The following is a 23,443-nucleotide window of genomic DNA, read 5'->3' on the forward strand; positions in this document are numbered from 1 at the left end:
ATGCAAGGCGACATGACGATAGAGACACACCCGTTCGAGCCTTTTCTGCCGGCAGATGCGTGCCTGCTTATGTTGGGGACGTTTCCACCGGCAGAGAAACGGTGGTGCATGCCTTTCTATTACCCCAACTATCTTAACGACATGTGGCGTATTTTCGGTATCTGCTTTTTCGGAGACAAATCACATTTTGTCATCGGTGAAGAGAAGCGTTTCGATCTCGATGCCATCGTCCCGTTCCTGCGAAGTAAGGGAATAGCCCTTTTCGATACGGCTCAGAAGGTATGCCGAACCAAGAACACCGCCTCCGACAAAGATCTGGAAATAATAGAGCCTTCGGACCTCGACGGTATGCTCGAGGCCCTGCCTCTGTGCCGTGCCGTGATTACGGCCGGGCAGTTGGCTACGGATACTTTCTGTTCACACTACGGCATCGCGGCTCCAAAGGTTGGAGAGTATGCCGTTTTCAATTTCAGTGGAAGGGATATTAGGCTCTACCGCATGCCCAGTTCCTCACGGGCATATCCAATGCGTGTAGAGCGCAAGGCCGGGTATTATGACAGGGTGTTCGCCTATCTTGGGCTTACCGACGCTTTATGACGAGCAAGTACGTGCCCCTGCCGCTTTTACGACAGGGGCGATATGGAAAAAGATAACTTGAAAACAATCTCAAACAATGACTATAATAGGAATAGCCGGCGGTACCGGTTCTGGAAAAACCACCGTCGTGAGAAAAATAGCCGAGGCCTGTCCGCCTCATTATGTGACAGTGGTGCCTCTCGACTCGTATTATAACGACACATCGCACATGACAGAGGAAGAGCGGCATGCCATAAACTTCGACCATCCTGATGCGTTCGACTGGAAACTGCTCACCGAACATATCAGGCAGCTCAAATCGGGAAATGCCGTCGAGCAGCCTACATATTCGTATATCAAGTGCAACAGGCTGCCGGAGACGGTGCATGTGGAGCCGAAGCCCGTGATAATAATCGAGGGCATAATGACACTTCTGAACAAAAAGTTGCGTGAGATGATGGATCTTAAAATATTCGTCGACACCGACCCCGACGAGCGTTTGATAAGGAATATCCGTCGCGACGTGGTGGAGCGCGGACGTACCGTTGAGATGGTGATAGACCGTTATCTCGACGTGCTCAAGCCGATGCACGAGCAGTTTATAGAGCCGACCAAGAAGTATGCCGACCTGATTGTGCCTCAGGGAGGAGACAACAAGACGGGCATAAGCATTCTGAAAGCATACATAGAAGGCATAGTGACAAGAATATGAAATATATTGGAAACACTCGGAATAATATTTACAAAGTGCTCCTCATATTTCGTTTGTTTTAAAATATAAAACCGGTGGCCGCAAATAAGCGGGTTTTAGACGTTTTTGTGTAACTGACTGGCAATAAGAGCAATAGGTCAAATCATAACGATTTGACCTGTTTTTGTATGTCCGTCTGAGCGGAACTTTTTATCAATTAGATGCTTATTGGTTTGCATTGGGGTGCTTATTGGAAGCCAACGAGCCGCTAAACGCATTGCGTTTACCTGCTAAACGCGTTCCAACGAGTATCCCGTTGCGTAAAAACGGTTGCCTGGAAGTGTAGGTTTCAATGTGCTATCGCGTAGCGTATAGTGATGCGTAGCGTGCGGGCATTTCTATTTCACGGAAAAACGAAGTGTTAAATCCGTGACTTTATCATTACATCCGCACGTTGAGATCAGGCTTTGCTTCCGGTAATCATAGCCCATTCTCCGGCTCATTGTGCATCGTCTTTTATCTCTGTGGCATTATCTTTTATTTCAACGGCATCATCGATGTCAAGTTTACGCCCCTTGGCCATGTATCGTTCTATTTTCTTGCGGTGAGCGTTTATTTTCAACTCGTTCACCACCTCTGTCACTCCATAGAGCAGCAGGCACCAGCCGATAATCACGAGCGGCGCTCCCGCTATCCACATGGGTTTGATGATGGCTATCATTCCAATGATGAGCACAAGCACCGGACTTATCCATAGAGCCGGGGTGATGCGGCCGAGCCTTCCTGCGGCGATGATGTTGAGCATCTGGTTGATGGCGCCGAGGATGAGTATTCCACCGAGTATGTAAGACAGGAAGTTAATCACCATGGCGGGAGAGATGACGAGCAGCAGACCGAGGGCCACGCTGCCCACTCCCACAATGGGGAATGTGGGGCGGTTGCAGGCAATCACCCGTCCGTCGCTGTCGAAGACCGTTGCCGTGTCGTCACGCCTTGTCACGAAAAAATAAGAAATGCACGATATTATGCCTGACAGAAGGAACAGGCCTCCTATTGCCATTGTGAGCCACACGGCAGTGTCGTCGGGATATTTTATCAGTAACGCTCCCACTGCTATCGAGCATATCGCACGGAAAATACTGCTTTGTATTGCTTTCATTGTTGTAAAGTTTAAGTTTTTGAAAATGACGTGTCTGTGCGTCGATATCGTTTGCAAAAGTACGCAATATAAATATGAAAAAGTAATTATTTTACTACTTTTGCAGAATAAAAACATTGATTATGACAACTCTATATCTTGTAAGGCATGGTGAGACGGAAGACAATGCGGCCATGATAATGCAGGGGCAGACACAGGGACGGCTGAGCCGGGAGGGGGAGAGGCAGGCTCGGCAACTGGCCGAACGGCTCGACGGCACGCACATAGACGCTTTTGTGTCGAGTGATTTGAGGCGCGCTTTCGATACGGCCGCCATAATAGCCGGCCGCCGCCGGATGGCAGTCGCCGTGACACCGCTGCTGCGCGAGCGTGATTGGGGCGATTTCACGGGCAGGTATATTCCCGATCTGAAAGACGAGCCGTGGCCCGAGAACGTGGAAACGGCGGACAGCCTCTGTGAGCGTGCCCGCCGTTTTATCGGTTATATAAAGAGAGAATATCCAGGAAAGTGTGTACTGGCCGTGGGGCATGGGATAATAAACAAGGCTGTCCAGGCCGTCTGTCACGGCAGGCCTATGAGTGGGATAGCCCGCATGGATAATGCCGAGGTCAGGGTGCTGGTGTTCTGACGCTTCATGTCGGTAGGGCTATCTGCTGCCTCCGAAGCGGCCTTTTGCTCCTCCTCCGTGACTCTTGCCGGCGTTTCCGCCTCCCCTCATCGCCGCTCCTGCCGATGAGTGCCTGCTCATTTTCGTGGCACTCTTGTTGACGGTAGGCGTGCTTCTGCTAATTTTGGATGTGTTTTGTTTCATCGTCGGCATGTTTCTGTCGAGCTTGCCCGTGTTGCGGTTGAGGTTGTCAATGCGTGAGCCGGTTGTTTCTTTTTTGCGGATGTCCGTTCCTTTGCTTATGCTGAAGCCTGGGTGTTTGCCGCTTACGGTTGTCGTGTGGCTTTCCTTGTTCAGGTCGAGCGTGCGCTTTTTTATTGTTGTTATGTTCGTTTTGTTGTCTTTTAATGTCACGTTAGTACGGCTTCCGCCAAATCCGTTACCGTTTTTCCCGTTACCGTTGATGTGCTTGTCGGTATTGTGCTTGTCGCCTCGTTTTGCTGTCACGTGCGTCGAACTGAGTTTTCCGTGTCCGTTGTTTTTGTTGAAATCGCCTTTGTCCCACTTGTCTCGCATGCCGTGATGCCCGTCGCCGCGGTGAAAGTCGTGCTTGCGTCCGTGATAGTAGCTGCGTCCGCCGTTGCTTCGCCAACTGTGTCCTCCTCTGTATGATATGTATACCGTGGGGCGACCGAAGTAGAAGTAATCTCGTCTGGGATAGCGGGCGTAGATCCCGAACCGCCAGTAGCCGCCGTGCCAGTATAGCGGACGGTAGAAATATGTGGCCGCCCTGAAAGCTCTCCACTGCCAGTCGAGCAGAATATAGCTGATGTCAAGATTGCGTCGTGTCCAGTATGTGCCGAAAACATCGTCGCGCCCGGTGACACCCATAAGGTAATCGAGGTTTATCTCGTATGCGGCGTCATACTGCTCATTTGTCAGGTTGAGTTCATAGGCCATCTTGTCCGTGAGAAAGAGGGCCTCTCTCCGTGCCTGGTCGTAACTCATCGCCGTGGCCGATACCGTTATTGTCAGCATTGCCATTATCGCTATTATCATCCGTTTCATAATCGTATGGTTTTATATGGGTTAAACATCGTTGTTTGTTTTCTCAGTGGCAAAGTAACGGATATTTCTTCGTTCCGGCAAAGGATTTTCCCTAAATGGAGGTGGGAAAATCCCTATCATGGCATATTTGCCGTATTTTATGGATGTAAAGTGCTGTTTTTTCACTACCTTTGCAGAAGTTATAATTCGTCTTCGGGTGATGTGTTATTACTATTACCGGAAAAAGAATTAAGCCAACAGTAAAGACTCAATCATGAACAGAACGATAAAAATGTTGTTGTCGGCGGTCGCCTTTTTCTCGTGTCATGCCATGGCGGTTCATGCGCAGCAGGAGAGAACGTTGCTTGACGGACTTGAATATAAAGTGTCGGCCGAGGCTTCGGCTACCCACGGAGACCGCACCCCGTTGTGGTTGAACGCCAACAAATATGGTCTCAGCTCTCTTGAAAAGTATAACGGCCATGTCAGGGCGGGAGTGATAAGACCTCTTGCCGTCGACTCGGCGAGAAAATGGGGAGTGGGCTATGGCATAGACGTGGCCGGAGCGTTCCGCTATACGAGCAAGGCCATAGTGCAGCAGGCTTTTGTCGAGGGGCGGTGGCATAGGGGAGTACTGACCGTAGGAAGCAAGGAATATCCCATGGAATTGAAGAACGGAAAGTTGAGCAGCGGCTCGCAGGCGCTCGGAATAAACGCACGGCCTGTTCCGCAGGTGCGTATAGCGCTGCCACAATACTGGCCGTTGCCGTTCACAAACGGGTGGGTGAGCCTGAAAGGACATATCGCTTACGGCATGACTACCGACGGAGGATGGCAGCTCGACTTCACGCAGGGCAAGACTAAATACACTTCAAACACGCTGTATCACAGCAAGGCCGGATACATCAAGATCGGAAACAGCTACCGTTTTCTTCCCGTATCTCTTGAACTTGGGCTGGAAATGGCGGCGCAGTTTGGCGGCACGTCGTATAACGTGGGTGGAGTTGAAGGCGGTTTGCGGAATGAGGTAAAGAACGACGGCGGCATTAAAGCTTTCTGGAACGTGTTCATCCCCGGAGGCTCTGACGCTCCGGAAGATGTGTATCGGAACATGTCGGGTAATCAACTCGGCACATGGATGATGCGACTGAACTTCGATTACGAGAACTGGTATCTGGGATTTTATGCCGAACACTATTTCGAGGACCAGTCGGCAATGTTCCATCTTGACTACGACGGATATGGAACAGGTGATAACTGGAACGTGAAGGAGAAGCGCCGCTATCTGTTGTACTCGCTGAAAGACATGATGCTTGGAATGGAACTGAAACTGAAGGGAAACAGATTGTACGTCAATGACATAGTCTTTGAGTATCTGTACTCAAAGTATCAGAGCGGACCTATATATCATGACAGAAACGTGAATATATCAGACCATATAGGGGGGAACGACAATTACTACAATCATTCCATCTTCACAGGGTGGCAGCACTGGGGGCAGGTGATGGGAAACCCGCTATATACGTCGCCTATATATAACGGAGACGGAACAATAGAGGTGAAGAACAACCGTTTCTACGCTTTCCACCTCGGAATAGGCGGTGAACCGTCTTATGACCTCAGCTATCGTCTGCTGGCTACATATCAAAGGGGATTCGGGCAGTATAACAATCCGTATCCGGACCCGCGTGACAATATCAGTGTGATGGCCGAGGCTCTTTACACTTTTGCCGAGGGTACGAGGCTTGACGGTTGGAGTGTTAAAGCGGCGTTCGGAATGGACAAGGGACAACTGCTCGGCGACAACTATGGCGTGCAATTGACGGTGACGAAGAGAGGGTTGCTGAATTTTAGGAAATAGAACGAGATGAAAAAGATATTCTTTTTATTATTTGCGTGCGGGGCGTTCGCGGCCTGCGAGCTTGAAACATCCGGTAATGGCGATCTCGATGGCTTCTGGCAGTTGAAGAGCGTGGACACACTGGCTACGGGAACATCGGCAGACATGCGTGAAAGCGGTGTATACTGGGCGTTCCAGAACAAGATGATGTCTGTGAAGAAGATAAACCATGTGTCGGCTTTCCTGCGCTTCAATCATTCCGGTGACTCGCTGTTCCTCTCGGAACCGTATATAGACAACCGCGATTCTTCCGATATAGTGATTGATGATGTGGAGCTGCTCAGACCTGTAGGTATAAACGAGTTGGAGGAGCGTTTCGGTGTATCTCAACTTGATGGCGGCACGATGGTTCTTAAATCGAAGACTCTGAGGCTACGGTTCAGAAAGTATTGAGCCGTGTAATGGCTTGAACGGTTTTGGGGATAGACAAAAAACAAGTGTGGAGATACGGATTTTTTATCGTTTCAGCGATATTGGTATTCCGTACTGTCGTGCATGCAGTGTATCTTCAAATGTTTTCAGGCTGTGTATTAACCTTATATCCGTATTGTATTACTGGGTGTTTCAGAATTTCTTTCCGGCGATAACGGAAAGGAACGTGTTTGCCACTATTTTCATGTCGAGCAGCAACGAGAAGTTGTTGAGATAGTCGAGATCCATGTCGAGCCGTCTTATCATCTTCTCCATAGTGTTTGTATATCCGTTGTAGAGGGTTGCCATGGAGGTTATTCCAGGCCGCATACGGTATAGCTCGGCATAATCGGGGCGTTGGATCATGATCTTGTCTATGAAGTATTTGCGCTCCGGGCGGTAGCCTACAAACGACATGTCGCCTTTCAGTACGTTCCATAGCTGTGGCAGTTCGTCGATATGATGCTCGCGAAGGTACTTCCCGAACGTTGTCAGTCGCTCGTCGTTAACCTCGGCCAGGAGCGGTATCCCGTCTTCCTCGGTATTCGGAACCATTGTCCTGAACTTGTAGATGTCAAACGGTTTGCCGCCTTTTCCTATTCTTTCCTGTTTGAATATGGCGGGGCCTCGGCTTGTGATTTTCAGTATTATGTATATAACGATGTATGCGGGGATAAAGAAAATTATCCCGATAAGAGAGCAAACAATATCAAAAAAACGTTTAATTATCGTCATATTCCTTTTCAATATAAAAGACTTCTCCGCCTTTTTTCTTTATATAGTGGTTTATAGTCAGGTGAAACAAGACCCATATCATGATGTCCGTAATCAGTATCATGCTGAAATCGAGATAGTTGTATGCTGATATGTTCAGGATGATATAAAAGCATGCGAGTCCAAGAATGAGAATGAGGGCATTGTGCTGGCTCATCCCTGTGCGCATTATTTTATGGTGTATGTGGTTCTTGTCGGCATCGAATATGGCTTTTCCGTGTTTCAACCGCACGAACGTGATTCTGAAAACATCGAATATCGGCACTATGAGCAGGCTGCCGGCAAGAAGCAGGTTGTTGTGCGGCAGGGTTATTACATCGGGATTTTTCATTGACAGTTTTACCAAAAGGAAACTCAAGATGAAGCCAAGCGTGAGGCTGCCGGAATCGCCCATGAATATTTTTGTGCCCTTTTCTGTGGTTCCGAAGATATTGAAATAAAGAAATGATATGAGCACTCCCATGAGTCCGGCAATCAGAATGCTGTAAACCCAGATGCCGCCGAGCATGAAATAGACAAGAAAGCCCATGAGGGCGATGAGTGAAAGCCCGGCTGACAAGCCGTCTATACCGTCGATAAGGTTTATGGCGTTGTTTATGAACACTATAGTGAGTACGGTGAACGGAGCACCGATGAAAAACGGGATGTCGTGTATTCCGAAGAGACCGTACAGGTCGTTGATATATAATCCGGAAAGTGGCAGGATACTGGCGGCGATGATTTGGAAGATGAACTTGGTCCTGGCGTTAAGTCCGAGGACGTCATCTACGAAACCGACAGTATATATGATAATCATGCTTACAAAGAAAAAGCAGGACCACAGGCTTATCGTTATTTGTCCGTTTGTACCAACGGTGTTGAAAACGGACATGGCAAGAAAGAATGCCGCAATCATGCTTGGCAGGAAACTGATGCCCCCGAGGCGTGGGATGCCTGTCTTGTGTATCTTCCGCACGCCAGGCAAATCATACAGTTTGCGTTTTTTGCAGAAACGGTTTATGATGGGAATGAATACGACCCCGCATATAAAACTTACAAAAAATGATCCTAATATATATAGTATATATCTATTCATACAATAGAGCAGTTGTTAAATATATAACTATATATGTGGTCTAAATATTGTATAAGAAAAGGAAAACTTTTCAACTTGGTTACTCTGTTGCGTACAAACGATGTGGCGGTATATTTCCGTATGTATGTGCATGTTGACCGATAACAATCTGAGTAATAATAAATTCCCTCGGATATGGCGGTTAACGGAATGAAATGTTTTGACGTTACGCCTGTTTACGGGAGGGAAAGAGAAAACCGAAAATCTTGTAAAGATACTTCACCGAGATGAAAGCGGTGTTCGTGTACATCCCGTTCCGGCGGCATGCGATCACGTCTTCGCGTGTTATGATAAGTCGGTTCTTGACATTCTTTGTACTCAGTCCGCCTGTGCGCATGGTGACAAAATCTTTCGATATGTATTTGGCTTTTATGTGGTGCTTGTGAAAAAGTCTCACCATCATGTCGTAATCGGCCGCTATCTTATAGTCGGTGGCATAGCCGCCATAATCAGCGTATACTTGTTTACGGACATAAAAAGAAGGGTGGGCCGGCATGAAACCGAAGCGGAGCAGGAACGGGCGGAACAGTTTTGATGAGTAATATCTCGTGATTTTGTCCGGTTCTCCGTCTCGGATGAAGTGTATGTCGCCATATACGGCGTCTATGTCATTGCGTGAAAACTCGTGGGCGATGCGCTCCACAACATCGTCCGATGTGTAATAATCATCGGAATTGAGTATTCCTATAACATCACCTGTACATAGTGCGATGCCTTTGTTCATCGCGTCATAGATACCTTTGTCAGGTTCTGATACATAACGCATGCGTCCCTCGAATTCCGGCTGTGCCTTGCGGAGTATCTCTTGTGTCCCGTCAGACGAGTTGCCGTCTATGACAATATATTCAATATCCTTGTATGTCTGTGACAGCACCGATTTTATCGTGTCACCGACGGTAGCCGCACTGTTATATGTTATGGTGATTATCGAGATCTTCATTATTGGTTGTTCTTTTCCTGTCGGTTACGACATTATTGTCATTTACTTTTCTTATTCATAGTGATAATATCCATTATTATATTTATTCTGAACATTATCTTTTGGATTATGGAATAATCACTTTTACTTGCAGTAGTTGAATTATTATGCCCATGTCTTCTGAACAGAATCAGTTTATCGGATATAAACTTTACTTTATATTTTGAGGAGGCAACATTTCCTATCCAAATATCGTGCATTGGTATATTTTTCGGGAAAGGAAGAGATCTTTCAAGTATATTTCTTCGGAAAGCCATACAGCATCCTAAATAACCGTTTTTGATTAGAAGATTATATGTGATACCTGTTTTTGTTTTGTTTGAATGGAAGAAAGATGGTGATGTTTGGTTCAGATTACCGTCAACTACGATGGCATCACTTATGATACAATCGTATTTTCTTAGATTTTCCATCATGATACAAACTTTATTTTCAAGCCAAACATCATCTTGATCGGCAAGAAATATATAGTCTCCACTTGCTCGTTTCAATGCATTTTCGAAATTCCATATAGGTGAACCTTTATGTGGTCCTTCTATTATTGTAATTCTTTTGTCTTGGAAACTTTTTATGATATTGATGGTTTCATCGTCAGAGCCATCATCCGAAATGATAATTTCATCTTTTTCTTCCAGCTGTTTCAGGATAGATGCTATTTGCTCTTTAATGTATTTTTCTCCATTATATGTTGCTATACAAACTGAAATCATTTCTTGAATAAGTATTTATTAATATAATATTTTATGAAAATGAACTTTTTTGTTCGTAATGTCAGTGATATTGTGTGTCTCAGGACATGGAATGAACACTTTGATTTGAAAGATGTATTAAGCGCTCCTTTTATATATAATATATACCGGCAGAAAAGTTTCTCAGTATCAGTTTCTTCGTTAGAGAAATCTTGAAAAGCCGTACTATCCATGAGAAAGAATTTATCTGAGTATTTTTTCAATCTCATGAAAAAATCGAAATCTGCAAAGTCGAGTTTTATTTTCTCATTATATCCGGATACGGTTATAAAAGAATTTAGATTAATGCATGCACCACTATTTACCGGAATGTACTTGTTTAGTGATAAAATTCCACTTTCAATATCAATACCTTTCAATGTCATATATTTGAACAGTACAGGTGAGAAAGAACGATTTTTACCATATTTGATTTTCGGTACGAAAACATTTATATCTTTGTATATATTCACACAATTTTCCAATTTATCTATATAATCTTTTTCAAAGATTGTATCTTGATCCAGTAACAATATAAAATCAAAGCATCCAAGCCGTTTGGCTTCTTTTGCTCCGTAGTTATATGCGCGTGAGACGCCACCATTATTTTTATCATGGAAATACAAAGTTTTTTTGTTCTTGTATTTTGCGTTTATGGGTATAGGTGAGTTGTCATATATTAACATTGGTCTTTCCGCATAATGACATATAAGGGATTTATAAGTATTACAATCCTTTATATCTGTCATGTATGTTACTATTATTGGAAAGATACGCATTTCTTGTGAATTATTACAAAGTTAAATAAATTATTTTATATATTCTATTACGTGTATTGTATTGTTTAATACTATACATTCAATGTTTTTTTACGTAAACTGATATTTGTGTGGCATATTATTATTATTATTATTGTTTGCAATATAGCTGATATGCCTTGCATTATCAATTCATCAAAAAACTGCATTATCAGCAATGTAAATATGTAAGCATACAAATATGTCATTATATTACATCCACTCTTTGAGTATTTATATATTGCACCGATGGCAATCCCTTCTAATAATGCGAATATAAAGATACCTTCAAAACCAAAATCCTTGTAGTATGGAAACATTACAGTATATACATTGGTTGGCATTGGAACAAGTTCAAAGTCCTGCAAAGCCTCAGTCGGCATGACATTAAATCCGAGACCATGCAATATATTGTAGAAAGGACGGAATGTCGTTTCTCCCCATTGCATGGAAGAATATGGTGTTATTGTTCCGAATGCAATGATTGATGATATTGTATAAATCAAAAGAATATTTCCAATCATTTCACCGTCTGTATTATTGTCTCCTCCTTGGCGCAATAATTGCATTATGGGAACCAATGATATGATGAAAAAGATGAATAAGGCAATTGGTTTTAGAGAAATCCTTTTCTTATTGTATAATATGTATAGGCCAGAGAATATATACATTAGTAATGTTAATTTAGCCATTGTTGCAATGAAAAACAGTATGCATAAAATTACAATCAATGACAATCTCCTTTTTCTGATTTTATCACGATTTAGCTCTATAATTAATAGCACGTTTATCACATAAATGAAATATTTAACAATACCTAATTGATTTTCTTCAGGATTTACGGCTTGTTCTCTTAAAGTATAAAACAATCCTTCTGGAGAAGCCATCATAACGGCATGTTGTATAGCTTTATATACGGCAAAAGGGACAAGAATCAGTGTCATTAATGTAATTATATCCACATTTTTCTCACACACAGCCCAAGGTCTTTTTTTATATTTTGGAAAAAAACTGTAAGCGATGAATGATGCTCCTGAGAATGTAAGAACCCATATCGTTATTCCGGTAACAAATTGCGTTGGAACAGCATATAATTCATCTTTGACACAAATATAAAGAAACAGAATTACTGCCCATATAAATGGGGTTATGCTCCATGGTGACAGTATTTGATGTTTTAATATCAGTGATACTGTCACAATCAGTGAAAAGATTATTATTAAAAATACAATATTTGTCAGCATGTTTTTCTTTTCGGTTATGTTATTTATTCCATATCCCGTCAGCCTTTCCCGTCAGCAGTTTGTTCAATTGGATGTTATTTGTAATAGCACATATAATATTTACTGTAATTAAAGCCAATACCACTCCCTCAATACCCAAATGTTTACTGAGATATATTGCCAATGGTATATATATAATGGCTTCTATGATTGTTATAATCGTTATTAATCTTATTTTCCCAATTCCAAACAGCATATTCGAATAGCATGTGCTGTATATGAGTATAATTATGTATAGTGCCATATATGTTGACATTTCCCATGTAATGTTTATTTGTTTTCCAATCCAGATATTATATGCTATTTGTGATAATGTTAGCATTATTCCTATACATACGAAAAACAACAACATAACTACCCTCATTCTTCTTAATGTTTTTTTTATCCATTCCATATCTTTATGGGAGTATGCATCGGTTGTTGCAGACCATAATGGAGCGGCAATGATGGTAAATATCATTATCGCAAGGCTGAAATATCTATATGATATTTGATAAGGAGTTACTTCTGACGGTGAAAAGAGATTTGATATAAGAACATTAGATGATGAAAAAATTACGATACCTGCTAATTGTACCATGAAAAAGTTTATACCTAAATCAAATAATCCTTTTAGTTCAGTTTTATCAAATAGTCTTATACGGGGTCTTAAATATTTATATTTTGTGAATGTTATAGGGTATGATATTATATACACAAATAATGGAGAAAGTGTATATATACAGGCAACACTGTATAATGATGAGACTTCTGTTTTACTCAATATAGCTATTCCTATTAGGGATACTGTCTGACCGGAGACAATCAGTAGATTATTTATGGCCGGTAATTGTAATCCCAAATAAATGTTTCCGATGAATTTGAATACAAATGTCATACAGATAATAGCAAATGAAAGTATCAAAATACCTTTAAGATTTGGTATTATGTCGGGATTGACATTCAACAATGTATGGCAATTGTTATATGTTATAAATAAGTATACTGCGATGAACACAGGCACCATTATCATAATGAGCATTACAAATGTGGTACTGATTTGTATTTGGCCTTTGTGTATGTCATTGATAGCAATGGATTCTGCAAGTTTGTTACGCAATCCATTTCCAAGACCGATATCGAAAGAATCAATCCATATAAGTATAGAATTGATGGTGAGCCATATTCCATATTCATATTGATTGAGGCAATTAAGAGTCAATGGAACTAAAAGGAGTTGTATGATGCAACTCCATCCCTTGATGAGAAAAGAATATAGTATGTTTTTTTTCACAAGGGAAGTTCTTGGGTCTCCCTTAAATATCTTTTCTATAAACATAAATAGAGGTTCCACAAAATGTCACGAAGAGCCAGAACATTACAAAAAACATCCTTTTAGGGCTTGATGGACGTAATGGTACCGATGCGCTTTGCAGCGTGGTGAAAGCAGGAGTACGTTCTTGAAGTTTCGCTTTTGCTAATTGCAGTTGTAGAGCTGTCTGCTGATAATTATTGAATAACAATTGCATTTCATTTTCAAGTTCGTCACGTTTCGCCTTAAAGCTTTCAAGTGCCAGTCCTTCATTGGCGTCAGCATAGGCTGCATACAGTTTTTGCGCTTTTAGGTATGATTGCTTTGCCTCAATGTTTAGTCTCTTAGCATAAGCAAGGTCTATTCTTGCTTTACTTGTTCTATAATTAGTGATAAACTGTTGTAATTTCACTCTTGCGGAGTCGGCAATAGTTGCACAGACAAGCGGGTCTTGATCCTCTACATTTATTGTGATGACATCAGTTTTCTTATCAACATTGCATTTTATCTTTCCTTCAATAATCTTTGCAATGTCGTTTTGGCTTTTTGACATCATGAACGGATTAACTTTATTTGACTGTCCATTTCCGGATATTTCTTCTTCATCTTTAGTGAACTTTGATAATATCCAAATAATGGCATAATCCCAATATGCGAATTTTTGATTGTTTTTCAAATAGTCAAAGTATGTTGTGTTAATTTTCCCGTTTTTTGTTGTTACTTTTACATCGAACATACTCACACGGAAATCGGTCGATTTCATGAGGTCAGGGTATAATTCTGGTATTATTGCATCTTGATTTGTCATGTTTCCGATGTTCATGCCAAGCGAGGATGCAATAGAACTTAAACCACCGATGTTCGGAGAACTTGATTCCGGAGCAAGTTTCACTTCACAGATATATGTCCTTGGAATACAAATAACAATAAGACTGCTTATTACCAATGCAATCGGTAGAGTAAATAGAAAATATTTTTTACCCTTTATTATTTTTCTTATCAGTTCCGCTATATTTATTTCTCTTAAATAGGGGAGTCCCTGATTTACCTCTTTCATATCGTTAAGAAGTTATATAAATAGTATCTTGTATTTTATTACTTAATCAAATTCGCTATTGTTGCAATCATGGTTGCTACCGAAGCCGTTCCGGAACCTATTGCTACCATTTCGGCTACAGACATCTTTTGAGCCTTTTGTTTTGTCGGTACGATAATCTCGCATCCGGGGAGCGGTTTGGTTTTGTAGCCCACTTGTGCTTTCGTTCCGTTCATGTATACAATGAATGTTCTGCTCTTCTTGGCTCTGTTGCCCCATCCACCGGCCTGGTCCACGTAGTAGTTTACGCCCTTGCCCTCTCTGTAGGCCACAGTGGTGGGTGACATTACATCGCCGCTGATTTTCACTGTACTTGAAAATTCGGGTACAATGATGCGATCTCCTTCACGCAGTATCACGTCGTAGTTGCTGCCGGGATTTTCCATTGCCTTGTCAAGGTCTATCGCCACGTAATATGTCTCACCGAAGTCGAGTTTCTTGGTGTCGAGCGTATCTTTCTCTCCGCTTTGCGTGATGAGCATCTTTCTCACGTCTTCCATCTTCAGCCTCTCCTCGGGAGTGATTGTCCTTTCCAGTCGTGCGCCTTTTATGTAGGCCGTTTTTGTGAAACCGCCTGCTTGTTTTATTATCTCACTAACTCGCTGGCTTTTCTTTTCTAGTGTGTATGTACCGCTGTAGAGCACTTCGCCTTCCACTTTCACGTTCTGCTGTTTTGAGTATCCGGGGCTTGTTCTTACGTACACTTCATCATATGGTCTCAACACAAAGCCCTGCTCGCCGTCTATCACGAAGCCGTCTTTTATGGCAAACGAGTACGTTCTCGCTATCGTGTCAGACGATGTTGTGGCGTTGGGATCGCTTATTCTCCGTGCCACGTCGACTTTCATCACGGATGCAGCGGCATTAAGTCCGCCTGCTTGCAATATGAGGTCTTCTATCGTCTCGTTGTCGGCATACTTGTATACACCGGGGTAGATAACCTCACCGTGTATCGTTAAGGTCTGCTCCTCGAGCAGTTCTTTCTTGCTTGGGATATACAGAACGTCCTCATTGCGCAGCGGAATGTCGGGCACCCTGCCGCTCATGATGCCGGCCACGTCTACCGACAGCACTTCAAGCGTGCGGTCGGGTTTCATGCGGTGCATCACTCCTCGGGCCGTGAAAGCCTCTTCCGTCACACCTTCGGCAGTCTCGATTAGCGAGCGAACCGAGTTTATGTCACCACCCACCTGATACATGCCGGGGCGGAACACAGCTCCCTTTATCTCAGCCATATTCGAGTATCGTGGCAGTATGGAGTCGACGCTTAGCGAGTCTTCATCGTCAAGGCGGAACGAGTTCATGTCAAACTCGCCCACGTTGTATACCGAGTATTGTGTGCCGGCCTTGCGTATCAGTCTTATCGATTTCTTATATGCGTCGCCAGTGAATCCTCCCGAGTATTTGAGCAGCGTACCCACGCTCTCGCTCTTCTTCATCTCGTAGAACATCGGGCGCTTAACCTTTCCGGTAATGTTGACCAGGCAGTCGTAAGGCCCTACCACTATAACGTCGTTGTCTGTCAGACGCACGTTCCCTCTCAGATTTCCGTTCAGTATATAGTCGTATATGTCGACTGTAGTCACGAGTCTGTTGTTGCGGTATACCTTTATGTTTCGCAGTGTTCCGATGTCGTTTATTCCGCCTGCCATGTAGAGTGCGTGGAATACTGTGGCGAAGGCCGATAGAGTGTATGTGCCAGGTGTGGTTACTTCGCCCATCACGTTGACGGAAATCGTGCGTGTCTGTCCTACGGTGAGAGTTATTTTCGAACTGCTGTATCTTGATCCGAGTGTCGAGCGAAGGCGCAAGTTGGCCTGTTCGACTGTCAGTCCGCTAACGTTCACAGGGCCGTAGCCGTCTATGACTACCATACCGTCGGGTGACACAGTGCTTTCTATAGTCTTTTGCGACGCTCCGTAAATGTCTATAAACACGGCGTCACCCGGACCGAGCCGGTAGCTCTGCGGTGTGGCTATGTTCATGTTGGGTTCGAAAGTGAGGTCTTTATTGTTGAAGATATCCCGTCCGAACACCTTTCGCTTGTTCTTGTCCTTCTCTTTGTCTTTCATCATCATTTCGAGATATTTGCGGTCGTATATCTCGTCAGAGTCGGGCATGAAAGTGTTCAGTTCGCGCTGCATCAGCAGGTAGTCTTTGTCTTCCTCATCGAAAGTATGCGTGGTTTGCGGCTTTATTTTTCCATCCTTTACACGGTATTTCGATACGTTCCTGTCTTTTCCCGTTTTTTTGTCACCGTTGTTTTTCCTTGTGCGGTCTTCCTTGCCTGGCGTTGTAGTCAGGTTTCTGGCGCCGAGCGCCTCGTTGCCAGTCTCCTTTTCATATTTCTTTTTCACTCGGCGTATTTGGTCGATGGTGACTCCTTTCTGTATCAATTGTGTCACTATCTGCGATTGCGATGTTCCTTTCTGGTGTTCTTCTATCACGTATTCCATCACGGCCTGGTCGGTCATGGACGATTGGGCGAACGATGACGTTGCCGACGCAAGCATCATAAAAATAGAGATGATATATTTTTTCATGTTTCTTTTTGAAATCCTTGACTTGTGTTATAAATCCATATAGGATATAACTTTATTTTTACGAAATTGTTGCAAAGATAGCAAAATAATTTAAATAAAGGCCCGTCGTTTTGCATAAAATGCCTATCTTTGCAAAAGTTTCAAGCGTGAGACGCACGTAACATTTCGGGGTTGACTGGATTTGACAGCGGGTTGAGATGGTACGTAAGCATGCGGAGTGGCGGCTGTACACTCCATAATCCATTCGGTCAAAAATTTATCTGGCGAAAACAAGTATGCTCTCGCTGCCTAATCGAAGTACAGTAGATTATCGGCTTTATCCCGCTACAAGGTAGAGGGACGAGACATCGCTCAAAAGCTGTTGTTCCGAAGCTCTTTGGTAAAGCGGTGCAGTTAAATCGGGAATAGCCTCGTCGTGCCCCGCCGGCGTGGTGAAGTTTTTGGGGATAAGGTCGCGATCGGTGGTCCGGGTCTTGTCGCGACTCGAAAATCGAAGTCCGGAATAAGCATGTAGAAAGCGTATGGTTTCCCTGTTTGGACGAGGGTTCGATTCCCTCCAGCTCCACAATATGCTTGGAAATAAATCGGAAAACCAGGTGAAAATTCCGGAACCACCATGTGGCTCCGGTTTTTTGTGTGTCTTGAACCGTTTTTCCGAGAGTGTCGGTTTAGTTTTGATGTCTCGTTCGTTGTGTTGCGTACGGCTGTTTATGATGGCCGGAGGTTATATTTTCACTTATTCCGTATAGAATTTTATGAGTCTTGTCAATGCCTGTTGGCATACAAGGCAGAAATCTGGAACGTCGTTTGTACGCATTCTGCAATTCTCAAATCCTCTGAAAACTCCTTTCGGTTGATACCCGCCGCCTTCTATTAAGCCTGCTTTTTTCTCTTTTACCAGATTTTCCCATTTACCTTTAAATCCATGCTTTGTTGTAAGGTTGGGTTCCCACGGTTCCATATCCGGAAAATACATCGGGTCGTCATTGCCGTAATCGTATTCGTCGCCAAGTCCTCCGAAGCTGTGGCCGAACTCATGGACGACGACCGGTTTGAAGTGGCTTCCTTTCGTATATGACAGATTGTATGAGTTATAGATACCGCCACCTCCGTATTTTTCGGTGTTTACGAGTATGATTATATGCTCGTATGGGGTTCCGGCGAGTATGTTGTGGAGTGCTTTAATATTTAGTGTTGTGAGGTATCTGTCTGAATAGAACGTGTTGAAGTGCGAATGCAGGGCTGTGTTTTTCCATATATTTTTGCCCGGTTCGCTCGCTCCGCTGTCCTTGGATGGAGACATGACCGCCGTTACATGAAACCTGTTACGCATGGCTTTAAACGGTTCGTGGGCGAATAACGCGTCTGTGGCAGACTTTGCGTCGCTTATGAAAGCATCCATTTCTTCTTTCTTGTAGCCTTCCGCCACATACGATATGTGTATACATTTCGATGTGTCGGCAGCTGTTTGCAGGGTGATGTACGGCGTTATGTCTTGCTCGCCGAGGTGTCTGATCAGAATATCTTCCGGACAAACGCTGTGTGTCATCGTAGCGGTGATATTGCCGTGATAGTCATGTAATTCCACGGTTATATCGGCATCGTGCCTCGGATATGGCACAAGGAAAACATTTTGGAATGATTTTTGTGTCTGTTTCGCTTCTTTTGTGGCAAGCCATTCTTGGAATAGGGTGGAGAAAGAGTGTCTGTATATTGTCCGTTGGCTCTTTCTGTCTCTCACAGTGATCACTCCGTTGCCTTTCAATGGCAGTTCCGCAAGTCTGTCTCGCCTGCCATACCATCGTGGTATCACGTTGAGCTCGTCCACATATATTGCCTGGTGGCTTGTGTCTCCGGCAAATATATAGTCCAGTCGCAAGGTGTTGTCCGTGAAGTAATCATCGAACCCTTGCGCCTTGGTTGCCGTGCAGGCAGACAGCAACAAGGCAGTAAAGATCAGTTTGGATAGCCTTTTCATATTTCTTTAATTAATGTTTTTATGTATTCCCGTTCCCAGTCTGCCGGATGTTCTTTTCGTTTGTCGTATTTAAGAATGTCTATGTCTATTTTCACTATGTGCTTTTTCTTGTCATCGTGGTTTCTTCCGCATTTTTTCTCGATATTCTTTATGGCGGAATAAAGGTCTTCCAATTCAAGGGCGCAACTGCCTGAAACAATCATGTTCATGAACATATCGCACGTCATGTCTATCGGAGTGGTCCATAGCCTTCGGCTTTGTCTCATTCCGGTTATGATGTCTCCAAGCATGCATACAGCCTTGTCCATGTTGGGTTTATGGTCGGTGTTGGTACCCAGTGCAATGATGACTTCGTGCATTTCCTGTTCCGTCATTACTTGATACGCTCTGTTTTGATGAATGAATCGAAGCTGTCTTCATAGCCGTTGAATACGTTTATATCCACGTCCCCATGTATTCCGTTGACTCTTCCGTCAGGACTTAGTTGCCAGTATATCAGTTTGATGTCGGGCTTATATTCTCCATATCTCGCAATCCATATATTATAGTCTTTTTTAATGTCGGGAGCCGCATTCAGATATTTGTTCACGAAGTTCTGGCTTACATACAGTACAGGTTTCACGCCTGTGTGTTGCCTCACAATTCTCATCCATGTACGTATGGCGTTGAACAAAGCTGTCTCTCCTCCCATCTTTACGATTTGTTTATGTGTCGGTTCCACGTCGAGTACGGGCGGCAGGTCGCCTTTTTTGAAAAACGAGTTTCTTATGAAATATCTTGCTTGTGCCGTTGCGCTTGTCTTGGTTGAGAAGAAGTGATATGCGCCACAGTGAAAGCCGTGTTTTCTTGCCTGTTTGTAGTCGGCGGCATAGTAGCGGTTGCGTATTGATATTCCTTCGGTAGACTTGATGTAAACGAAAGATACGGGATAATTTACCACACCGCTGACGTTTTTCTTGCTTAGCCGTCCAAGGTCGGTTATCCTCAGCCTGTTCCAGTATATCGGATAATACTTGCGGCCTTTTCCGTGTTGATACCGTGAAATGTCAATACCATATATTCGTTCGGAAGTATAGCTTATGCGCTCTCCTTTATAAACGCCGTTCATCCATTCGCCGGCTTTCATGTGGCTGCGTCCCAATTCAAAACCGAACCCGTTTCGTAAGCCGCCTACCCATCTTCCTTCATAATACGTGCCGTCGGCTGCGGCAAAACTTCCGTGTCCTTCCGCTTCTTTTTCCTTGTTGAAATGTCCGTGGTATGTTCCTTTCCCGTCTGTTCTGCGTCCCTCCACTATTGTGTCGGCATTCCATGTGCCGCATATCAGGTTGCCTTTTCCGTCATGCGATATTCCTTTTCCTTCGCGTTTGGTGCGCAGCCATGTGCCGTAACGCCATATACCGCCGTCGGTCTCTACGAATATTCCGGAGTATGGTTTGCGCCCGGTGTCTTCGTGTGATACTATTCTTGATATTTCGAGTCTCGTACTGTCGGTTATTACGCTGAGCGTGTTGATTATTTTGCCCACTGCGATGCTTTCTTCCGACAGTTTATCGTAGTGTTTCGCAATCATGTCGAATCCTTCATCCCTCACGTTGTGTCTCTTGATGAAGTAGTCCATCTCGGCTTCTTTTTCGGTCAGTTCGATTTGCCGGTCCTTCAGGAACGCCTTATACCGTTTGACAATGCTGTGCAAGTCTTTCTCACTCACTGTGATTTTACTGCCGTATCTGATGTTGTCCGGCTTTATGTCGGCGTCACGTAATATGGAATCTTTTGTGATGTCCCTGAAAAACAATATGCTTTTTCCGTTTGCTTTAAGTATATTGTAAGACATTGTCTCGACTATTGCAGGCTTATGTCTTGTTTCGGATGGATGCCGGAACATGAGCACCACGGCTGCTGTCATCAATGTGATGGCGGCCATGCTGCATCCGAAAGCTGTTTTTTTCTTTATCAGAATATAGTCTTTCATCTGTTGATGAGTATAGAATGAAAAACCTGCGCAGTCTCCTTTTGCATGTTCATGGAGAGTGCGCAGCTTTTCAGTATGTTTTTATATATGTCTTTTTGGGGAAGACATACGTTTCCTATCCGTTCATGGACATGAGGAACTCTTCGTTGTTTCTTGCTTGCACGAGCCTGTCGCGTACGGTGTTCATGGCCTCTATCGGGTTCATCTCGCTGATGAACTTTCGTATGATCCACATTCTGTTCAGTGTGGTCGGGTCTTGCAGCAGATCGTCGCGGCGTGTGCTTGACTGCACAAGGTTTACTGCCGGGAATATGCGTTTGTTGCTCAGTGAGCGTTCGAGCAGTAATTCCATGTTGCCGGTACCCTTGAACTCCTCAAAGATGACCTCGTCCATCTTCGAGCCAGTGTCTATCAATGCGGTGGCGATGATGGTCAGCGAGCCTCCGTTCTCTATGTTACGGGCTGCTCCGAAAAATCTTTTCGGCTTTTGCAGGGCGTTTGCGTCAACACCGCCGGTGAGTACTTTTCCGCTTGCCGGACTCACTGTGTTGTATGCCCGTGCGAGGCGTGTGATGGAGTCGAGGAATATCACTACGTCGTGTCCGCACTCAACCATCCGCTTTGCCTTTTCAAGCACTATGCCGGCTATTTTCACATGGCGGTCGGCCGGCTCGTCGAATGTGGAAGCTATGACCTCGGCGTTCACCGTGCGGCTCATGTCTGTCACTTCCTCCGGGCGTTCGTCGATGAGCAGCATCATCAGATATGCCTCCGGATGATTTGCCGCGATGGCATTGGCGATGTCTTTCATGAGTATGGTCTTACCCGTTTTCGGCTGTGCCACAATCAGTGCTCTCTGTCCTTTGCCTATCGGAGAGAAAAGGTCTACTATGCGTACGCTTGGGTTGCTTGTCTCCTTGTCGCCGCACAGAGAGAATTTCTCTTCGGGGAAGAGCGGGGTTAGGTGTTCGAAAGACACACGGTCGCGTACCTCGTTCGGGTCGCGTCCGTTAATGGCGTTGATGTTGCTCAGTGCAAAATACTTTTCGTTGTCGTGTGGCGGACGCACAGTGCAGTCGACCACGTCTCCTGTTTTCAGGCCGTATTTCTTTATCTGCTGCGGTGATACATATATGTCGTCTGGTGATGACAGATAGTTGTAGTCGCTTGAACGCAAGAAACCGTAACCGTCGGAGAGTACTTCCAGAACGCCGTTTCCGGATATGATGTCTGAGAAATCGAATGTTGGTTTCTGCTGGGTGGCAGGCATCGTGTTGTGTATCGGCTCAATCTCCTGTTGGGGCACGGTGGGTCTGTCGAACATGTCGAGCGTGGGCATCGCTCCCTGGTCTTCGATGGGAATGTCTACTACGGTGATGAAGTCGGTACCGTCTCCCGGGTCTCCTTCCCATACGGCAGCGGCGGTATCGTTTTTTTCTTCGTCCTGATTATGCTTTGACAGCTTTTCCTGTAATTGTTCCAGAAGTCCGATGTTGTCGTTGTTGTTGGTCTGATCATCGGAAAATTCGGCTTCGGGAACAGCCGCTTCCGTGTAGTTGTCGTCGTCAGTGGTTTCTGCGGCTTGTTCGATAACGGGTTCTTCCTCGTTTTTCTCGGTCTGTTCGCTTTCTGCGGCGGTTTCTTCCTGTTCGTATTTTGGCTTGCGTCCTCTGCGTTTCGGAGTGGTTTTCTCCTGTGGCTCTGTGTTTTCTGTGCTTGCCGTCTCCTCGGCTATGCTCTCTGCCGTTGTTTCCGTGTCGTTGCTGACAGGGAGCTCACCAAACAGTGATGCCGGTTTCTCTGTTGTCTTGCCGTGCCTGTTCTTGACATCAAAGTTTTCACCTTCCTTGCCGTTAACGGTATAGACTTTATTTGTGTCTTTTTTCACTATTCTTGTTCTTTTTCTTTTGGGAGCTGTGGCAGCGTTTGCGGCGGTTTCTTCCGCGGCTTTGTCTAAAATGGAATAGACCACGGTCTCATGTTCGTCATTGGGCGAAACTTTTACGCCCAATTGGTCTGCGATACCCATCAACTGTGGAATATCCATAGATTCTAATTCTTCTTTTGTATACATACTATGATGCTATAAGTATATTACCGGATATGTAAATTCGAGGTAAAAACGTTTCGCGGATGGAAACGCTATTTTCTAAAACGGTGCAAATTTACGGTTTTTTTTTGAAACCGCCAAATAAAAGACGGTATAAATAATGTACAATACCGATATTCGTGTTTATGTATTTTGCGGCACGTGCGGTGGAGTTCTGTTGCCTTCTCATTTTTATGTGGATGTATATATGGAAGTGTATCGTGCTGATGTTTGCGTTATATTGATTTAATGTGTATATTTGTTTCCGGTTTTATATAAAAAGGAGGTGATGATTATGATATTTATTTACAAAATTGCATGTGGCAGAGAAGTTTTTATGCTGTTTTTTTAGTACCGTGAATTTTGATATTTGTGTTTTGGAAAATTAAAAAAAGGTTGATGTG

Annotated in this window: 20 protein-coding genes and 1 other RNA gene; 6 read left to right on the top strand and 15 right to left on the bottom strand. The window is 44.2% G+C overall.

The genetic code is table 11. The features are described from left to right. Positions 1-12: 12 nt before the first annotated feature. Positions 13-597, top strand: a complete 585-nt coding sequence (locus MoGM_RS05005; protein ID WP_104369129.1) for a uracil-DNA glycosylase family protein — start codon at positions 13-15, stop codon at positions 595-597. A 76-nt stretch (positions 598-673) separates the two neighbouring features. Continuing rightward, positions 674-1,288 (top strand): uridine kinase, encoded by a 615-nt coding sequence (gene udk, locus MoGM_RS05010; protein ID WP_104369024.1) that lies wholly within the window; start codon positions 674-676, stop codon positions 1,286-1,288. Positions 1,289-1,766: 478 nt separating this feature from the next. Here the strand turns inward: udk and MoGM_RS05015 are convergent, their stop codons facing one another. After that, on the bottom strand, positions 1,767-2,426 hold the full coding sequence (locus MoGM_RS05015) for an HdeD family acid-resistance protein (protein WP_104369025.1): 660 nt from the start codon (positions 2,424-2,426) through the stop codon (positions 1,767-1,769). Between the two features lie 122 nt (positions 2,427-2,548). Here MoGM_RS05015 and MoGM_RS05020 point away from each other — a divergent pair, with 122 nt between their 5' ends. Continuing rightward, positions 2,549-3,055 carry a histidine phosphatase family protein gene (locus MoGM_RS05020; RefSeq protein ID WP_104369026.1) on the top strand — a complete coding sequence of 169 codons (507 nt, stop codon included), beginning with the start codon at positions 2,549-2,551 and terminating at the stop codon, positions 3,053-3,055. Between the two features lie 18 nt (positions 3,056-3,073). Here MoGM_RS05020 and MoGM_RS13300 read toward each other — a convergent pair whose 3' ends face one another. Continuing rightward, positions 3,074-4,102, bottom strand: a complete 1,029-nt coding sequence (locus MoGM_RS13300; RefSeq protein WP_233210172.1) for a hypothetical protein — start codon at positions 4,100-4,102, stop codon at positions 3,074-3,076. Between the two features lie 253 nt (positions 4,103-4,355). Here MoGM_RS13300 and MoGM_RS05030 point away from each other — a divergent pair, with 253 nt between their 5' ends. Together MoGM_RS05030 and MoGM_RS05035 are read left to right on the top strand one after the other, a co-directional pair. Continuing rightward, the gene (locus MoGM_RS05030) at positions 4,356-5,942 is read left to right on the top strand and encodes a capsule assembly Wzi family protein (RefSeq protein WP_104369027.1); all 1,587 of its coding nucleotides are present in this window, start codon (positions 4,356-4,358) and stop codon (positions 5,940-5,942) included. A 6-nt stretch (positions 5,943-5,948) separates the two neighbouring features. Then, complete coding sequence (locus tag MoGM_RS05035) at positions 5,949-6,374, top strand: lipocalin-like domain-containing protein (RefSeq protein ID WP_104369028.1); 426 nt, start codon at positions 5,949-5,951, stop codon at positions 6,372-6,374. Between the two features lie 171 nt (positions 6,375-6,545). Here the strand turns inward: MoGM_RS05035 and MoGM_RS05040 are convergent, their stop codons facing one another. From MoGM_RS05040 to MoGM_RS05080, 9 genes are all read right to left on the bottom strand, one after another. Further along, positions 6,546-7,127: a sugar transferase gene (locus tag MoGM_RS05040; protein ID WP_104369029.1), complete on the bottom strand. Its 582-nt coding sequence runs from the start codon at positions 7,125-7,127 to the stop codon at positions 6,546-6,548. Continuing rightward, on the bottom strand, positions 7,114-8,241 hold the full coding sequence (locus tag MoGM_RS05045) for a glycosyltransferase family 4 protein (RefSeq protein ID WP_104369030.1): 1,128 nt from the start codon (positions 8,239-8,241) through the stop codon (positions 7,114-7,116). Before MoGM_RS05045 ends, MoGM_RS05040 begins: the two co-directional genes overlap by 14 nt. 205 nt (positions 8,242-8,446) lie before the next feature. Beyond that, complete coding sequence (locus MoGM_RS05050) at positions 8,447-9,220, bottom strand: glycosyltransferase family 2 protein (RefSeq protein WP_104369031.1); 774 nt, start codon at positions 9,218-9,220, stop codon at positions 8,447-8,449. A 38-nt stretch (positions 9,221-9,258) separates the two neighbouring features. After that, positions 9,259-9,969, bottom strand: coding sequence for a glycosyltransferase family 2 protein (locus MoGM_RS05055; RefSeq protein ID WP_104369032.1), 711 nt, complete (start codon positions 9,967-9,969; stop codon positions 9,259-9,261). Then, positions 9,966-10,736 carry a glycosyltransferase gene (locus MoGM_RS05060; protein ID WP_158249557.1) on the bottom strand — a complete coding sequence of 257 codons (771 nt, stop codon included), beginning with the start codon at positions 10,734-10,736 and terminating at the stop codon, positions 9,966-9,968. Before MoGM_RS05060 ends, MoGM_RS05055 begins: the two co-directional genes overlap by 4 nt. Positions 10,737-10,837: 101 nt before the next feature. Beyond that, a complete protein-coding gene (locus MoGM_RS05065) occupies positions 10,838-12,028 on the bottom strand; it encodes an O-antigen polymerase (protein ID WP_104369034.1) in 1,191 nt (396 codons plus the stop codon). 19 nt (positions 12,029-12,047) lie between these two features. Beyond that, on the bottom strand, positions 12,048-13,385 hold the full coding sequence (locus tag MoGM_RS05070; RefSeq protein ID WP_104369035.1) for a lipopolysaccharide biosynthesis protein: 1,338 nt from the start codon (positions 13,383-13,385) through the stop codon (positions 12,048-12,050). Continuing rightward, positions 13,363-14,415 (bottom strand): chain-length determining protein, encoded by a 1,053-nt coding sequence (locus tag MoGM_RS05075; protein WP_104369036.1) that lies wholly within the window; start codon positions 14,413-14,415, stop codon positions 13,363-13,365. The genes MoGM_RS05070 and MoGM_RS05075 overlap by 23 nt, the downstream gene beginning before the upstream one ends. Before the next feature lie 38 nt (positions 14,416-14,453). After that, positions 14,454-16,997: an SLBB domain-containing protein gene (locus MoGM_RS05080; RefSeq protein WP_104369037.1), complete on the bottom strand. Its 2,544-nt coding sequence runs from the start codon at positions 16,995-16,997 to the stop codon at positions 14,454-14,456. 167 nt (positions 16,998-17,164) lie between these two features. Here MoGM_RS05080 and ssrA point away from each other — a divergent pair. Continuing rightward, positions 17,165-17,565, top strand: a transfer-messenger RNA (tmRNA) gene (gene ssrA / locus MoGM_RS05085). 168 nt (positions 17,566-17,733) lie between these two features. On the opposite strand, the gene MoGM_RS05090 is transcribed toward ssrA, so the two are convergent. The 4 genes from MoGM_RS05090 to rho all read right to left on the bottom strand — a co-directional run bounded on the left by MoGM_RS05090 (position 17,734) and on the right by rho (position 23,024). Then, on the bottom strand, positions 17,734-18,975 hold the full coding sequence (locus MoGM_RS05090; RefSeq protein ID WP_104369038.1) for a M64 family metallopeptidase: 1,242 nt from the start codon (positions 18,973-18,975) through the stop codon (positions 17,734-17,736). Beyond that, positions 18,972-19,349, bottom strand: a complete 378-nt coding sequence (locus tag MoGM_RS05095) for a 2-amino-4-hydroxy-6-hydroxymethyldihydropteridine diphosphokinase (RefSeq protein WP_104369039.1) — start codon at positions 19,347-19,349, stop codon at positions 18,972-18,974. The genes MoGM_RS05090 and MoGM_RS05095 overlap by 4 nt, the downstream gene beginning before the upstream one ends. Further along, positions 19,349-20,950 (bottom strand): GH25 family lysozyme, encoded by a 1,602-nt coding sequence (locus MoGM_RS05100; protein ID WP_371410503.1) that lies wholly within the window; start codon positions 20,948-20,950, stop codon positions 19,349-19,351. Before MoGM_RS05100 ends, MoGM_RS05095 begins: the two co-directional genes overlap by 1 nt. A 115-nt stretch (positions 20,951-21,065) precedes the next feature. Next, positions 21,066-23,024: a transcription termination factor Rho gene (gene rho / locus MoGM_RS05105; protein ID WP_104369040.1), complete on the bottom strand. Its 1,959-nt coding sequence runs from the start codon at positions 23,022-23,024 to the stop codon at positions 21,066-21,068. Positions 23,025-23,443 lie beyond the last annotated feature (419 nt).

The sequence above is a fragment of the Prevotella sp. MGM1 genome (assembly GCF_002933775.1).
Classification (GTDB): domain Bacteria; phylum Bacteroidota; class Bacteroidia; order Bacteroidales; family Bacteroidaceae; genus Prevotella.